15 protein-coding genes and 1 pseudogene are annotated in these 15380 nt (G+C 72.0%); 10 read left to right on the forward strand and 6 right to left on the reverse strand.

Features of this window, described 5'->3' with window-relative positions:
* The 6 genes from AC08OQ_RS09715 to AC08OQ_RS09740 form a co-directional block, all read right to left on the reverse strand.
* A partial coding sequence (locus tag AC08OQ_RS09715) for a COX15/CtaA family protein (protein ID WP_476611999.1) occupies nucleotides 1-970 on the reverse strand: 970 nt, incomplete at its 3' end.
* A 126-nt stretch (nucleotides 971-1096) separates the two neighbouring features.
* Nucleotides 1097-1882, reverse strand: a complete 786-nt coding sequence (locus AC08OQ_RS09720) for an ABC transporter permease (RefSeq protein WP_476604515.1) — start codon at nucleotides 1880-1882, stop codon at nucleotides 1097-1099.
* Entirely contained in the window at nucleotides 1879-3000 is a 1122-nt protein-coding gene (locus AC08OQ_RS09725; RefSeq protein WP_476600923.1) for an ABC transporter ATP-binding protein, read from the reverse strand. The genes AC08OQ_RS09720 and AC08OQ_RS09725 overlap by 4 nt, the downstream gene beginning before the upstream one ends.
* A 111-nt stretch (nucleotides 3001-3111) precedes the next feature.
* On the reverse strand, nucleotides 3112-3651 hold the full coding sequence (locus AC08OQ_RS09730; protein WP_476600925.1) for a helix-turn-helix domain-containing protein: 540 nt from the start codon (nucleotides 3649-3651) through the stop codon (nucleotides 3112-3114).
* Between the two features lie 222 nt (nucleotides 3652-3873).
* Complete coding sequence (glpK, locus tag AC08OQ_RS09735; protein ID WP_476600927.1) at nucleotides 3874-5406, reverse strand: glycerol kinase GlpK; 1533 nt, start codon at nucleotides 5404-5406, stop codon at nucleotides 3874-3876.
* A gap of 156 nt (nucleotides 5407-5562) precedes the next feature.
* Nucleotides 5563-6267, reverse strand: a complete 705-nt coding sequence (locus tag AC08OQ_RS09740; protein ID WP_476600929.1) for a hypothetical protein — start codon at nucleotides 6265-6267, stop codon at nucleotides 5563-5565.
* A 327-nt stretch (nucleotides 6268-6594) separates the two neighbouring features.
* Between AC08OQ_RS09740 and AC08OQ_RS09745 the strand changes: the two genes are divergently transcribed.
* The 10 genes and pseudogenes from AC08OQ_RS09745 to AC08OQ_RS09790 all read left to right on the forward strand — a co-directional run.
* Nucleotides 6595-7491, forward strand: coding sequence for a helix-turn-helix transcriptional regulator (locus AC08OQ_RS09745; protein ID WP_476600930.1), 897 nt, complete (start codon nucleotides 6595-6597; stop codon nucleotides 7489-7491).
* The gene (sufB, locus tag AC08OQ_RS09750) at nucleotides 7488-8900 is read left to right on the forward strand and encodes a Fe-S cluster assembly protein SufB (RefSeq protein WP_476600932.1); all 1413 of its coding nucleotides are present in this window, start codon (nucleotides 7488-7490) and stop codon (nucleotides 8898-8900) included. Before AC08OQ_RS09745 ends, sufB begins: the two co-directional genes overlap by 4 nt.
* Nucleotides 8900-10111: a Fe-S cluster assembly protein SufD gene (gene sufD, locus AC08OQ_RS09755; RefSeq protein ID WP_476600934.1), complete on the forward strand. Its 1212-nt coding sequence runs from the start codon at nucleotides 8900-8902 to the stop codon at nucleotides 10109-10111. The genes sufB and sufD overlap by 1 nt, the downstream gene beginning before the upstream one ends.
* Nucleotides 10108-10500 carry a non-heme iron oxygenase ferredoxin subunit gene (locus AC08OQ_RS09760; RefSeq protein ID WP_476600936.1) on the forward strand — a complete coding sequence of 131 codons (393 nt, stop codon included), beginning with the start codon at nucleotides 10108-10110 and terminating at the stop codon, nucleotides 10498-10500. The genes sufD and AC08OQ_RS09760 overlap by 4 nt, the downstream gene beginning before the upstream one ends.
* An 8-nt stretch (nucleotides 10501-10508) precedes the next feature.
* Nucleotides 10509-11303 (forward strand): Fe-S cluster assembly ATPase SufC, encoded by a 795-nt coding sequence (gene sufC / locus AC08OQ_RS09765; protein ID WP_476600938.1) that lies wholly within the window; start codon nucleotides 10509-10511, stop codon nucleotides 11301-11303.
* The gene (locus AC08OQ_RS09770; RefSeq protein WP_476600940.1) at nucleotides 11300-12628 is read left to right on the forward strand and encodes a cysteine desulfurase; all 1329 of its coding nucleotides are present in this window, start codon (nucleotides 11300-11302) and stop codon (nucleotides 12626-12628) included. Before sufC ends, AC08OQ_RS09770 begins: the two co-directional genes overlap by 4 nt.
* On the forward strand, nucleotides 12625-13149 hold the full coding sequence (sufU, locus tag AC08OQ_RS09775) for a Fe-S cluster assembly sulfur transfer protein SufU (protein WP_462186244.1): 525 nt from the start codon (nucleotides 12625-12627) through the stop codon (nucleotides 13147-13149). Before AC08OQ_RS09770 ends, sufU begins: the two co-directional genes overlap by 4 nt.
* Nucleotides 13146-13595, forward strand: a complete 450-nt coding sequence (locus AC08OQ_RS09780) for a metal-sulfur cluster assembly factor (RefSeq protein WP_462186245.1) — start codon at nucleotides 13146-13148, stop codon at nucleotides 13593-13595. The genes sufU and AC08OQ_RS09780 overlap by 4 nt, the downstream gene beginning before the upstream one ends.
* Before the next feature lie 267 nt (nucleotides 13596-13862).
* A complete protein-coding gene (glgC, locus tag AC08OQ_RS09785; protein WP_476604513.1) occupies nucleotides 13863-15101 on the forward strand; it encodes a glucose-1-phosphate adenylyltransferase in 1239 nt (412 codons plus the stop codon).
* Between the two features lie 65 nt (nucleotides 15102-15166).
* Nucleotides 15167-15380, forward strand: a pseudogene (locus AC08OQ_RS09790) (glycogen synthase); the annotation flags it as partial.

Below are 15380 nucleotides of genomic sequence, written 5' to 3' on the forward strand. Positions count from 1 at the left end.
CCTCGGCGCCGGCCGCCGCGAGCGTGGGCGCCGCGCCCGGTGCCGGCCGGGGGTGCCGGGAGCTCAGGGCGAGCCAGAGCCGCAGCGCGGCGACCCACATCACGGTCGCCCCGGTCATGTGCAGGGCGACGAGGAGGGCGGGAACGCCGAGGAAGTACTGGGTGAATCCGATCGCGGCCTGCGCGAGGACGGTTCCGACCAGGGCGAGGGAGGTCCTCCTGGCCTCGTCGGGAGCCTCGGCGACCCGCACCGCGAACGCCATGGCCGCGACGAGCCCGACCAGCAGCATCGCGCCGTCGGCGTGCAGCTGGGAGACGTTGACGAGGTCGAACCCGAAGCGGGCCGGATGATCGCTGTCACCGCTGTGCGGCCCGGCGCCGGTCACGACCGTGCCGAGGACGAGCACCCCCGCCGAGACGACCACCAGCAGGCGCGCCAGCCATCGCAGCGCGGGACCGACCCCCGGGGTGGTCGCCGCACCCGCGTCCTGGCGGGCCCGGTGGTCCAGCAGGACCGCGTTCCACAGCAGGACCATGGAGAGCAGGAAATGGGCGGCGACGGTCGCCGGGTGCAGCTTCGTCAGGACGGTGATCCCGCCGAGCACGGCCTGTCCGAGGAAACCCACCCAGAGGCCGAAGGACAGCAGCCGAAGATCGCGCCGCCGTCCGCCGCGCAGGCGGAGCGCGACCAGCGGGGTGATCAGCGCCACGAGGCCGACCACCAGGCCGACGACCCGGTTGCCGAACTCGATCGCTCCGTGCAGGGCGTATTCTGAGTGCGGCACGAACGAGCCGTCCCCGCACTGCGGCCAGGTCGGGCAGCCGAGACCGGAGCCGGTCAGGCGGACCACGCCGCCACTCACCACGATCAGTGACAGCAGGACCACGTTGAGCGTGGTGAGGAGCCGGAAGGCGCGAAGGCTGATCAGCGGCAAACTCCGACGCTCTGTAGAAGCTGGCACGACTGCCATGGTAACGCCCTGTCCGGCGCGGGCCGCTCGGATCCTTCTCCGCTGGTCGGATGGTGCCTGCCGGCCAGATGGTGCCTGCCTGCCGGCCGGATGGTGCCCGGTGACCGGACGGTCCCGGTGTCGGCTCTACTCCCAGCGGAAGGTGCGGGCGGCGAGCGCCAGACTCGCCACCGCCCAGGCCGCGAGCACGATCAGGGTACGCGCCCCCGGACCGTCGCCCTCGGCGAGGACGGCCCGCAGCCCGTCCGACAGCGCCGCGGTCGGCAGCACCTCGGCGACCGCCCGCAGCCAGCCGGGAAGCTTCGACAGCGGGAACACCACCCCGCCGATCAGCAGCAGCACCAGGTAGACGCCGTTGGCGGCGGCGAGCGTCGCCTCGGCCCGCAGGGCTCCGGCCATCAGCAGGCCGAGCCCCGAGAACGCGGCCGTGCCCAGGACGAGCAGCGCCAGCACCGCCGGAACCCCGACCGGCCCGCCGGTCGGGTCCCAGCCCAGCGCGAACCCGACCACCACCAGGAGCACCAGCTGGATGACCTCGACGGCGAGCACCGCCAATGTCTTGCCGGCGAGTAGGACCGCGCGGGGCAGCGGGGTCGCCCCGAGGCGTTTGAGTACGCCGTAGGAGCGTTCGAAGCCCGTCGCGATCGCCTGCCCGGTGAAGGCGGTCGACATCACGGCCAGCGCGAGCACCCCGGGGACGAGGAAGTCCACCGGCCGCTCGGTGGAGCTCGGCAGCACGTCGACGGCGATGAAGAAGGCCAGCAGACCGACCGGGATGATCAGGGTGAGCAGGACGGACTCGCCGCGCCGTAGGGTGAGTACCAGCTCGAGTCTGGTCTGTGCCGCCAGCATCCGGGCCCGCGACGCGGGCGCCGGAGCCGGGCGCAGATCGAGCAGCGGGACGCCGGTCATGAGCGCAGCTCCGATCCGGTCAGTTCCACGAAGACGTCCTCCAGCGTGCGTTGTTCGACCCGGAGATCCTCTGCCAGGATGCCGTTACCCGCGCACCAGGCGGTCACCGCAGCGAGCAGTTGCGGGTCGACCGTGCCCTGCAACAGGTAGTGCCCAGCCGGGCCCTCCTGCGCGGTGGTGCCGTCGGGCAGCGCGAGCAGCAGCCGGCCGAGATCCAGCCCGGCGGGGGCCCGGAAGCGCAGCTGCCCCTCGGCGCCGCCCCGGGTGAGCTCCGCGGGGGAGCCGACCGCCACCACCCTGCCGTGGTCGACGATGATCACCTGACCGGCGAGCCGTTCGGCCTCGTCCATGGCGTGGGTGGTCAGCACGACGGTGACCCCGGCCGTGCGCAGCTCCTCGACGAGCTCCCAGGTGTCCCGCCGGCCCTGGACGTCCAACCCGGCCGTCGGCTCGTCGAGGAAGACCAGCTCCGGGCGGCCGACCACGGCCATCGCCAGCGACAGCCGTTGCTGCTGGCCGCCGGAGAGCCGGCGGAACGGGGTACCGGCGGACCCGGTCAGCTCGAGCCGGTCCAACAGCGCCGCGGGATCCAGCGGGTGGCGGTAGTGCGAGGCGACGAGGCGCAGCATCTCGCCGGCGCGGGCGCCGGGATACATCCCCCCGGACTGCAGCATCACCCCGACCCGGGGGCGCAGGGCAACGGCGTCCGCCCAGGGGTCGAGCCCGAGGACCCGCACCTCGCCCGCGTCGGCGCGGCGGAATCCCTCGCAGATCTCCACGGTGGTCGTCTTGCCGGCGCCGTTCGGCCCGAGCAGCGCCGTGACTGTGCCGGTCGGGACGGTCAGCGACAGGCCGTCCACGGCGCGTATCCGACCATCGGGCGTCGTCGGCGGTCGAGCGGCGTCGCCGGAAGGCGCCGGCGGCACCGCCGGCGCTGGGGGCGCCTGGCGCACGGGGGGCGTAGGGGACGTGGAGAACGCCGCGGGACCGCGCCCGGCCCGACCGGTGTGGGTCCGCCGCCCGGACTCGTGAGGACGACGACCGGAACGCGGGGAAGCGGACCGCGAGGAATACGTCTTCACGAGGTCCGTGACACTGACTGCCAGGATCTCGGCCACCTTGCGATCCTACGGACATCGCGGGTCGGGCGGAGGGCCGGTCCGCCCCCGGCACGAGGCTTCGGCCGGGTGGAACGGGCACCACCGGGCGGCCGCGACCCAGCCCCGTTGCTAGCCCCGTTGCTGCGGCGGGCGGACGGGCAGTGCCCGGCGGCGCCCGCCGCCCGCCACCGGCTCGCCCGGCTCCACCAACGCCCCCCAGGCGCCCAGCCGCTCGTACAGCATCGCCGGCGTGGTGCTGTAGAGCCGGGACAACGACTGCAGGTCGGAGCGACGCAGCCGCAGGACGTCGCGTGAACTGTCCGACCGCAGGACCTGCACGATGGCGATCCAGCGCCGCAGCGGTCCGGTGCGGGTCGGGGGCAGCTTGCGCAGCCGGCGCAGGTCGATGACCAGCGGCGGCAGATGGTCGGTCTCGCGGCGATCGGCGGCCGGCGGTACCAGCAGCGTCGCGGGAACGTCGTACAGCTCGGCGAGCTCGACCAGTCGATGCACGCGCAGGGTCCGAGAGCCTCGCTCGTAGGCGCCCAGGGTCCCGGCAGTCCACCGGCCATGCGTGCGCTCCTGGACGTCCAGCAGCGACAAGCCACGCCGGTTGCGCGCCGCGCGAAGCCGGCGGCCGAGCTCCAGGGCGTAGTCCGCCTCGGTCACGGTCTCCGTCCGGGTCAAGGTCGACAGGAGACGCCAACCGCCCCCTGTGACAGATTGTCAGGCCTCGGTCCGTCTGGCAGCCGGTTCGACCAAGAAGCCGCGAGGGAACGTGGCCCTGGCGTGGTCCCGCGGTCGCGGGGCGCAATCCGGGAATCGCGACAGTGTTTTTCCGGCCGCGCCAGCCCCGTCAGCCCGGTCGGCCGGTCAGTCCCGTCGGCCCGGTCAGTCCCAGTCGGCGTCGTCGGCGTCCTTGGCCCAGTCCCGGGCCCGGTCCACGGCGCGCAGCCATCGCCGGTAGGACCGGTCCCGCTCGGCCCGGGACAGCCTCGGCCGGTACCGCTCGGCGCTGCGCCGATGCCCGGCGAGCTCCTCGCGGTCGGCGAAGAACCCGGTCGCGAGCCCCGCGAGGTAGGCCGAACCGAGCGCGGTCGTCTCGATGTTGTCCGGGACGTCGAGCTCGACGCCGAGCAGGTCGGCCTGGAACTGCATGAGCCAGTGGTTGCGGGCGGCCCCGCCGTCGGCCCGCAGCTCGCGCACCGGGAAGCCCGCGGCACCCATCGCCTCGACGACGTCTCGGGTGCGGTAGGCGATGCCCTCGAGCACCGCGCGGACGACGTGCGCCCGGGTGGTCCCCCGGGTGATCCCGAGCAGTGCGCCGCGGGCGCGGGGATCCCAGTGAGGGGCGCCGAGGCCGGCGAGCGCCGGGACGAAGTAGACGCCGTCGTTGCCGGTCAGGGAGGCGGCCAGGTCGGCGGTCTCGGCGGCATCCCGGATGATCCCCAGGGAGTCCCGCAGCCAGTCGACGGCGGCACCGGTGGACAGGACCGTCCCCTCCAGCGCGTACCGCACCGGTTCGCCGTCGAGCTGGAACGCCGCGGTCCGCAGCAGCGTCGACTGCGGCGCCGGCAGGGCCGAGCCGGTGTTCACCAGCACGAAGGAACCGGTGCCGTAGGTGTTCTTGGCCTGGCCGGGTTCGAAGCAGCCCTGGGCGAACAGAGCGGCCTGCTGGTCGCCGATCACGGCCGCCACCGGGATCCGCACGCCGAGGAAGGCGTCCGGATCGGTCTCGGCGTAGACCCGCGAGCTCGGCGCGACAGCGGGCAGCATCTCGGCGGGAACGCCCAGCAGATCGAGCATCTCCGGGGACCAGCTCGCGGCGGCGAGGTCGAGCAGCAGGGCGCGGGAGGCGTTCGTGACGTCGGTGACGTGCGCGGCCCCGGCGGTCAGCTTCCAGACCAGCCAGGAATCGACGGTGCCGAAGGCGATCTCCCCCCGGCCGGCGCGCCGGCGCAGCCCGGGGTCGTCGTCCAGGATCCAGCCGATCTTGGTGCCGGAGAAGTAGGGGTCGAGCACCAGCCCGGTGCGTTCCCCCACCGCACCTGCGTGCCCCTCGGCGGTGAGGCGTTCGCAGACCGCGGCCGTCCGCCGGTCCTGCCACCCGATGGCCGGGTGGACCGGGGCGGAGGTCCGCCGGTCCCACAGCACGGTGGTCTCGCGCTGGTTGGTGATGCCGAGGGCGGCGAGCTCCCCGGCCCGGCGACCGCAGCCGGCCAGCGCCGCGGCGACGGTGTCGACGACGCTGCGCCAGAGCTCGTCCGGATCCTGCTCGACCCAGCCCGGCCGGGGGAACCGGGGCCGGATCCCGGTGTAGCCGCGGCCGACGACCACCCCGTCCCGGTTGAGCAGGCAGACCGTGGTCCCGGTGGTCCCCTGGTCGACTGCCGCCACCAGGGATCCGCGTGCCGGCACGCTCATCTCGTTCCTCCCGCCCACGGGCCGCTGACGCATGGCAAGGGACGCATGGTAGGGGAGCGGTGCACGGTGAGGAGAAGGAGGCGGGGAAGGAAGGATAGATAGAAAGGTATAGATAGGGGAGAGGTGAGGCGGGCCCGGCGTGCCGGGAACGGCGGCTCAGCCGAGGTTGGACAGGTCGACGACGTCGCCGGGCGGGGTGCCGGCTGCGGGCGTCCCGTAATCGTCGAAGGTGATCTCGTTGGTGGAGCGACCGGCGACGACCACCTTCAACGGGTACCCGGGTCCGGTGTTGGCCGCCCAGAAGGCCGTTCCGTCGGGGCTCGCGGCCCGGACGGCCTGGGTGCCGGCCAGCTTCTCGGTTCGCACCGGGCCGGACAGCCCGACGACGTAGCTGGTCAGTGACGCGGCGAGCCGGTCGAGGGTGAAGTAGCTGTACTTCGCGGCGTCGGCGGGGGCCAGGCGGACCCAGCGGTCGGCGAGGAGGCTTCCGGCCGCGGCGTCACCGGTCCCCTCGTAGTAGGCGCGGCCGCGGTGGACGTAGGTGTCGTCTTTGATCTTGATGATCTGGGTCCGCTGACCGTACTCGTCGATGGTGCCACGGGTGACCGTGCCGGACATCACCAGGTCGTAACGGGCGGGGGCGTCCGAGCGCGGGTCGGCCTCGGTGCCGACGACGTGGACGCCGGTCGCGGCGCGCAACGCCTGCAGGGTGCGCGTGCCGACCTCGCCGGCCGGCAGCTTCTCCAGCCCGTTGCTCTTCTCCCCGTCGCCGCTACAGGCCGCCGAGGCCGCGAGCAGGAGAGTCAGCCCGAGGGAGAGCAGCGCCCGCCGGACTCCGCCGCGCCACAGTTGTGACCGCATCCGCCCGTCGCCTCCCGCCTGAGATCGTCTCCGGGTCGGTGGTGGCCGGGCGCGGCCGCGTGCCGCGACCGCCGGCCCGCTGGTGTGCCCATCCGATGTGCCGACCCGGGGTACGCGCCCGGGTGGGCGCGCAGGTACGGCAGTGGGCGTAAGTCCAGCATTCCGCCGCCCGTGGTCGTCGGTCGGGTACGGCCCGTGGGTATCCGTTGTGTGATCACGTCCGGCGAGTGTGATCTGCGTCATTGCTGTGACGAAGATTGCCCCGTTGGGCTGTCGTTCCGGCGACCCCGGTTCGACCGCGTCCGGGAAATAGGGCACACTGGTGTTGTGAAATACGACCACGACGGGGCGAGTGGGACGGCGGACGGCCGTACCCGCGACCGGGTCGTGCGTCTGCTCCTGGAAGGCGGCTCGGCCACGGCGGCCGAGCTGTCCCGTCAGCTCGGGGTCTCCCCGGCGGCTATCCGCAGGCATCTCGATGCCATGGTCGCGGATGGCATCATCACGCCCACGGAGAGCCGGTCCCGGGGGCCGCGTGGCCGGGGACGCCCGGCCCGGCGTTACGCGCTCACCGAGGCCGGCCATCATGCCGGTCCCAGCGCCTACTCCGATCTCGCGGCCGGTGCGCTGCGCTTCCTGGCCGAGGTGGGTGGCGCGAGCGCGGTCACTCAGTTCGCCGACACCCGCGCCGTCGACCTGGAGCGGCGGGTGCGCGAGGCGGTCGTGGCGGCGGAGCCGGCGGATCGTCCGGCGGTGCTCGCCGAGGCGATGACCGCCGCCGGGTACACCGCGAGCGTCTCCGCGCTGCCCACCGGTCTGCAGATCTGCCAGCACCACTGCCCGGTCCAGTTCGTCGCGGAGCGTTTCCCGGCGTTGTGCGACGCCGAGACCGCGGTGCTGGCCCGCGTGCTCGACACCCACGTGCAGCGCCTGGCGACGATCGCGCACGGCGACGGCGTCTGCACGACTCACATCCCCGCGGGTCAGATCCCCGCGAACCACCCCGCCGTGAGCCACCCCGCCGCGGGCACGGCGCCCGGCACGGCTTCGCGTGCTCGGTCCGACCAGAACGGGCCCGACCAGACCGGGCCCGACCAGAACGGGCCCGGGAAGGACGGCTCCGCTCGGGTGCTGCCCGATTCCGCCGTGGCCGGATTCGGCCCGGCCCGGCCCGCGTCCCTGGCCTGTCCACCATTCTCGTCTTCGGAGGGTTCCGCCCTATGACCACCTCTGCCGAGACCGCCCTGGAAGGCCTTGGTTCCTATCGGTTCGGATGGGCTGACACCGACGCCTACGCCGCCGACGTGGAGCGCGGCCTGTCCGAGGCGGTTGTCCGCGGCATCTCGGCCAAGAAGTCCGAGCCGTCGTGGATGACCGACCTGCGCCTCAAGGGGCTGCGGCTGTTCGAGCGCAAGCCCATGCCGACCTGGGGTGCCGACCTGTCGGGCATCGACTTCAACAACATCAAGTACTTCGTCCGCTCCACCGAGAAGCAGGCCGAGGAGTGGGAGGACCTGCCCGAGGACATCCGGGCGACCTACGACCGCCTCGGCATCCCCGAGGCGGAGAAGCAGCGCCTCATCGCCGGGGTCGCCGCACAGTACGAGTCCGAGGTCGTCTACCACAAGATCCGGGAGGACCTCGAGGAGCAGGGTGTCATCTTCCTGGACACCGACTCCGGGCTGCGTGAGCACCCGGAGCTGTTCCAGGAGTACTTCGGCTCGGTGATCCCGGTCGGGGACAACAAGTTCGCCGCGCTGAACACGGCGGTGTGGTCGGGCGGATCCTTCATCTACGTGCCGCCGGGCGTGCAGGTCGAGATCCCGCTGCAGGCCTACTTCCGGATCAACACCGAGAACATGGGCCAGTTCGAGCGGACGCTGATCATCGTCGACGAGGGCGCCTACGTGCACTACGTCGAGGGCTGCACGGCGCCGGTCTACTCGTCGGACTCGTTGCACTCGGCGGTCGTCGAGATCGTCGTGAAGAAGAACGCGCGCTGCCGGTACACGACCATCCAGAACTGGTCGAACAACGTCTACAACCTGGTCACCAAGCGCGCCGCCTGCCACGAGGGCGGCACCATGGAGTGGATCGATGGCAACATCGGTTCCAAGGTGACGATGAAGTACCCGGCCGTGTGGCTGCTCGGCGAGCACGCCAAGGGCGAGGTGCTCTCCATCGCCTTCGCCGGTGCCGGTCAGCACCAGGACGCGGGCGCGAAGATGGTGCACGCCGCGCCCCGGACCTCCTCGACGATCGTCTCCAAGTCGGTGGTCCGCGGCGGCGGGCGGACGTCCTACCGCGGGCTCGTCCAGATCAACGAGGGCTCGTCGGCCTCCCGGTCGACGGTCAAGTGCGACGCGTTGCTCGTCGACACGGTGAGCCGCTCGGACACCTACCCCTACGTCGACGTGCGCGAGGACGACGCCTCCATCGGGCACGAGGCGAGCGTCTCCAAGGTCGGCGAGGACCAGCTGTTCTACCTGATGAGCCGGGGCCTGTCCGAGGAAGAGGCGATGGCGATGGTCGTGCGCGGCTTCGTCGAGCCGATCGCCCGGGAGTTGCCCATGGAGTACGCCCTCGAGCTCAACCGCCTCATCGAGCTGCAGATGGAAGGTGCGGTCGGCTGATGGTCGTCATCGACGCCACCGGTCGGCCCCCGGCCGCCTCCGGTGCCGTACCCCGTCCCGTACGGTCCCGTAACCCGCTCGACCACGCCGTGCCCACCGGACGCGAGGAGGCGTGGCGGTTCACCCCGCTGCGCCGGCTGCGCGGACTGCCGACCGGCCCCGAGGCCGACGGCAAGGTCTCCGTGTCGGTCACGGCGCCCGCGGGGGTCGAGGTGGAGCAGCTCGCCGTCGGCGACGCCCGGATCGGCCGGGTGCTGACCCCGGCCGACCGGGTGGCTGCCTTCGCCCTGACCCGGTCGGCGGGCGCGCTCGCCGTCACCGTCCCGGCCGAGGCCGCGCTCACCGAGCCGGTGGTCGTGCATCTGCACGGTGAGAGCCCCAGGTCCCCGGCCGGGTTCGTCGCGACGAGCGGCGACGGCGGGCGGCGCGGCTCCCCGGGCGGGGTGGCCTACGGTCACGTCCTCGTCGAGGTGGGCCCGTTCGCGTCGGCCACCGTGGTGCTCGACCATACCGGCAGCGCCACCTACGCCGGCAACGTCGAGGTGTACGTGGGGCACGGCGCCTCGCTCACCTTCATCACCCTGCAGGACTGGGACGACGACGCCGTGCACCTCGGCGCGCACGCCTACTCGCTGGGGCGCGACGCCCGGCTGCGCTCGTTCACCATCACCCTCGGCGGTGACCTGGTGCGCCTCAACCCGACCGTGGACTACCGCGGGCCCGGCGGCGACGCCGAGCTCTACGGCGTGTTCTTCACCGACGCCGGCCAGCACCAGGAGCACCGGCTGCTCGTCACGCACGAGCCGCGTTCCTGCCGCAGCCGGGTCACCTACAAGGGCGCGCTGCGCGGGGACGCCGCCCACGCGGTGTGGATCGGCGACGTCCTCATCGGCGCCGACGCCGTGGGCACGGACACCTACGAGCTCAACCGCAATCTCGTGCTCACCGACGGCGCGCGGGCCGACTCGGTCCCGAACCTGGAGATCCTCACCGGTGAGGTCGCCGGTGCCGGTCACGCCAGCGCCACCGGCCGGTTCGATGACGAGGCGCTGTTCTACCTGCAGTCGCGGGGGATCTCGCCCGAGGAGGCCCGCCGGCTCGTGGTGCACGGCTTCTTCGCCGAGATCATCGACCGGATCGACGTGCCGGAGCTGCGGGAGCGCATCATGACCAAGGTCGCCGGCGAGCTGTCGGCGGAGGTGGGCGGATGACGACCGCGACCGGCGGTTCTGCCGCGGGCGGCTCCTCGGTCGCCCCGCGGTGGCACCGGGTGTGTGCCGCCGCGGACCTCGCCGAGGGCAGCGCGATCGGCACCGAGATCGAGGGTGTGCCGGTGTGCGTGGTGCGGTCGGGCGGGGCGGTCTACGCCGTGCGCGACGAGTGCTCGCACGCCGACGTGATGCTCTCCCAGGGCGAAGCCGAGGACGGCAAGATCGAGTGCTGGCTGCACGGGTCCCAGTTCGACCTGGCCAGCGGCGTCCCGCTGAGCCTGCCGGCGATTGAGCCGGTGCCCACGTACGCAGTGACCGTCGACGGCGACGGCGTGCTCGTCGACGTTACCCATCCAAACGTTACACATTCGAACCCGGAACGAGGGTGACGGCAGCGGTGTCCACACTGGAGATCCGCAATCTGCATGTCTCGGTGGAGACGGACGGCGAGGGCACGCGCGAGATCCTGCGCGGGGTGGACCTGACCGTCCGCAAGGGCGAGACGCACGCGATCATGGGGCCGAACGGGTCGGGCAAGTCGACGCTGTCCTATGCGATCGCGGGCCATCCCAAGTACACGGTCACCGAGGGCAGCATCACGCTCGACGGCGAGGACGTCCTCGCGATGAGCGTCGACGCCCGGGCCCGGGCCGGGATCTTCCTGGCGATGCAGTACCCGGTGGAGATCCCCGGGGTCTCGGTGTCGAACTTCCTGCGCTCCTCGGTCACGGCCGTGCGCGGCGAGGCGCCGAAGCTGCGGACCTGGGTCAAGGAGGTCAAGACCTCCATGGCTGCGCTCGAGATGGACCCGGCGTTCGCCGAGCGCAACGTCAACGAGGGCTTCTCCGGCGGCGAGAAGAAGCGTCACGAGATCCTGCAGATGGCGTTGCTCAAGCCGAGGATCGCCGTGCTGGACGAGACCGACTCCGGCCTCGACGTCGACGCGCTGCGCATCGTCTCCGGAGGCATCGAGTCGGTGCGGGCCCAGGGGGAGACGGGCATCCTGCTCATCACCCACTACACCCGAATCCTGCGCTACATCCGTCCTGAGTTCGTCCACGTCATGGCGGCGGGGCGGATCGTCGACGAGGGCGGCCCGGAACTGGCCGCCGTGCTGGAGGAGTCCGGCTACGACCGCTACGCCAAGGGTGGCGGCGCGGCCACGCCGGCCGGCGCGGGAGCGGTGTCATGACGCTGACCGACGTGGCCGTGCGCCTGGGGCCCGGACCCCGGCTCGTTGGCGGGTTCGACGTCGAGCAGGTCCGCCGGGACTTCCCCGCCCTGGCCCGCACGGTGCACGACGACCGGCCGCTGGTCTACCTCGACAGCGCCGCCACCTCGCAGAAGCCGCTGGCGGTGCTCGACGCCGAGCGGACCTACTACGAGCTGCACAACGCCAACGTGCACCGCGGCCTCCACGTGCTGGCCGAGGAGGCCACCGGGCTGTACGAGGCCTCCCGGGACAAGGTCGCCGCCTTCATCGGGGCGGGCGACCGCCGGGAGGTGGTGTTCACCAAGAACTCCTCGGAGGCGCTGAACCTCGTCGCCTACGCGATGAGCAACGCCGGGGCCGCCGGCGCCGAGGCGGAGCGGTTCCGGGTCGGCCCGGGTGATGAGATCGTCGTCACCGAGATGGAGCATCACTCCAACCTCGTGCCGTGGCAGATGCTGGCCCGGCGCACCGGGGCGACGCTGCGCTGGATCGGGCTGACCGACGACGGCCGGCTTGACCTGAGCAACCTCGATTCGATCATCACCGAGCGGGCGAAGGTCGTCGCCTTCGTCCACCAGTCGAACATTCTCGGCACGATCAACCCGGTCGCGCAGGTGGTGGCGCGGGCCCGCGAGGTCGGCGCGCTGACCGTGCTGGACGGCTCCCAGTCGGTGCCGCACAACCCGGTCGACGTCACCGATCTCGGGGTGGACTTCCTGGCCTTCACCGGGCACAAGATGTGCGCGCCCACCGGGGTCGGGGTGCTCTGGGGGCGCTACGAGCTGCTCGAGGTCATGCCGCCCTTCCTCGGCGGCGGCGAGATGATCGAGCTTGTCACCATGGAGGGCTCGACCTACGCGGCGCCGCCGCACCGGTTCGAGGCCGGCACCCCGATGATCGCCCAGGTGGTCGGGCTCGGCGCGGCCGTCGACTACCTGACCGCGCTCGGCATGCCGGCCGTCGCCGAGCACGAGCACGCGGTGACGGCCTACGCGCTGGACGCCTTCGCCGAGGTGCCGGGGTTGCGGATCATCGGTCCGCCGACGGCGGACGCCCGCGGCGGGGCGATCTCCTTCGTGCTGCACGAGGACGACGGCCGGCCGATCCATCCCCACGACGTCGGACAGATCCTCGACGAGCGCGGCATCGCCGTGCGGGTCGGGCACCACTGCGCCCGGCCGGTCTGCCTGCGGTTCGGGGTACCTGCGACGACCCGCGCGTCGTTCCACCTTTACACGACGACCGGTGAGGTCGACGCCCTGGTGGAAGGACTGCACGGGGTCCGGAGGTTCTTTCTGAGGTGAAACTCGACTCCATGTACCAGGAGATCATCCTGGACCACTACCGCAACCCGCTCCACCGGGGGCTGCGGGATCCCTTCGACGCCGAGGTGCACCACGTCAACCCGACCTGCGGCGACGAGGTGACCCTGCGGGTGAAGGTCTCGGACGGGGTCGTCGAGGACGTCTCCTACGAGAGCGAGGGCTGTTCGATTAGTCAGGCGTCGGCGAGCGTCATGAGTGATCTCGTGATCGGCAAGCCGGTCGACGCGGCGCTGAAGCTCGAACGCGAGTTCCTGGCGCTGATGCAGTCGCGGGGCACCGTCGAGGGTGACGAGGACGTGCTGGAGGACGCCGTGGCGTTCGCCGGCGTCTCCAAGTACCCCGCCCGGGTGAAATGTGCCCTGCTGTCCTGGATGGCCTGGAAGGACGCGACCGCCAAGGCGATGGATCCGAGCGTCGCCGGTGCCGGTGCCGCCGCATCCACCTCTGTCGCGTTCCCCCGCGTCGCCCCCCTCGACGTACCCGAGCAGGAGAAGCCATGAGCGAGACGGTGACCGAGACGCGCTCGACCGAGACGGGAGAAACCGCCGAGGCGGCGGACCAGCCCGCCGGGGTCCCGAAGCCGCTGCTGGACCCGGACCCGACGGGACCGGGCGCCCCGCCGGAGCTCGCCAGCTTCGAGGACATCGAGGAGGCGATGCGCGACGTCGTCGACCCCGAGCTCGGCATCAACGTCGTCGACCTCGGCCTCGTCTACGGCATCCACGTCGCCGACGACAACACCGTCACCCTCGACATGACGCTGACCTCGGCGGCCTGCCCGCTCACCGACGTCATCGAGGACCAGACCCGCTCCGCCCTGGTCGATGGCCCGGACGGGCTGGCCGCGGATGTGACCATCAACTGGGTCTGGATGCCGCCGTGGGGACCGGACAAGATCACCGACGACGGTCGCGAGCAGCTGCGCGCGCTCGGCTTCAACGTCTGACGGCCGCCGGCTGCCGGGCCGCCCGCCCTCGGGCTGCCGTCCGCCCTCGGCCCACCGGATGAACAACCGGTGGGGTTCACGCAACATACGGCTGGCTACCCAGCAACCACCGCTCACTCCGCCCGTGTCCGCCCGCCAGGCTTGTAGGGTCGGAACCAGGCGATCGGCGTCGTCATCGGCCCATTTCGGCGGGGCTTTCCGCATCGTGACGTGGTGTCCGGCCCCGCCGGTCGTTCGGAGATCGAGCCGGAAGACGGGAGCCTGTCTGTGCCGAGCCTGCGGGTCCTCGGTCTGGTGCTGGCCGGGGGTGCCGGACGGCGGCTGGCGCCGCTGACCGCGGACCGGGCGAAGCCCGCCGTCCCCTTCGGTGGGCTGTACCGCCTGATTGACTTCGTGCTGTCCAACCTGGTGAACGCGGGCTACCTGCGCATCGCGGTCCTGACCCAGTACAAGAGCCACAGCCTCGACCGGCACATCACGACGACGTGGCGGATGAGCAACCTGCTCGGCAACTACGTCACGCCGGTGCCGGCGCAGCAGCGGCTGGGGCCGCGATGGTTCGCCGGCAGCGCCGACGCCATCCACCAGTCGCTGAACCTCGTCTACGACGACGCCCCGGACATCGTCGTGGTCTTCGGCGCGGACCACGTGTACCGGATGGACCCGCGGCAGATGGTCGCCCAGCATCTCGACAGCGGAGCCGGCGTCACCGTCGCCGGGCTGCGGGTACCGAGATCCGAGGGCCGGGCGTTCGGGGTTATCCAGACGGCGCCCGACGGCCGCACGATCGAGGCGTTCCTGGAGAAGCCCGCCGATCCGCCGGGTCTGCCGGGCAGCCCCGAGGAGACGTTCGCCTCGATGGGCAACCACGTCTTCTCGACGGACGTGCTGATCGACGCCCTGCGCAAGGATGCCGCCGACGAGGACAGCGTCCACGACATGGGCGGGAACATCATCCCGATGCTCGTGGCCCAGCGGGCGGCGGCGGTGTACGACTTCGCCGGCAACGTCGTCCCGGGCACGACGCTGCGTGACCGCGGCTACTGGCGCGACGTCGGCACCGTCGACTCGTACTTCGAGGCGCAGATGGATCTGTGCGCGCTCGACCCGGTGTTCAACCTCTACAACCGGGAGTGGCCGATCCTCACCAGCATCCCCTCGCTGCCACCGGCGAAGTTTGTGCACGATGGCCTGCAGCGCACCGGCACGGCCATGAACAGCATCGTCAGCAACGGAGTCATCATCTCCGGGGGCACGGTGCGCTCGTCGGTGCTGTCCCCGGGAGCGCGGGTGAACTCCTGGGCCGAGGTCGACCACACGGTGCTCCTGGACAACGTGGTCGTCGGCCGGGGGGCCGTCGTCCGCGATGCCATCCTGGACAAGAACGTGCACGTGTCGGCGGGCGCCCAGGTCGGGGTGGACAAGGACCGGGATCGCGCCCGCGGCTACACCGTGAGCGAGCAGGGCGTCACCGTCGTCGGCAAGGGCATCACGATCGCCGACTGAACCGGCCGCCATCCCCCTATCCGCCCGCACCCGTCCCGTCACGGCACCGTTGGGAGAGACCGCACATGCGCGTCGCCATGCTCACCCGGGAGTACCCCCCGGACGTCTACGGCGGGGCGGGTGTGCACGTCGAGTACCTGAGCCGGGAGCTCGCCCGGCTGGTCGACCTCACCGTCCACCGCGAGGGGCCGGCGCCGGGCGGCGGGGCGCCGGGCGGTGGGCGGTGGGCCCGCGGGTGCGGTGCCGTCGACCGGTGCCGTCGACCGGCCGGTGGTCGAG

It is taken from the genome of Frankia sp. CcCS3 (genome assembly GCF_977927575.1).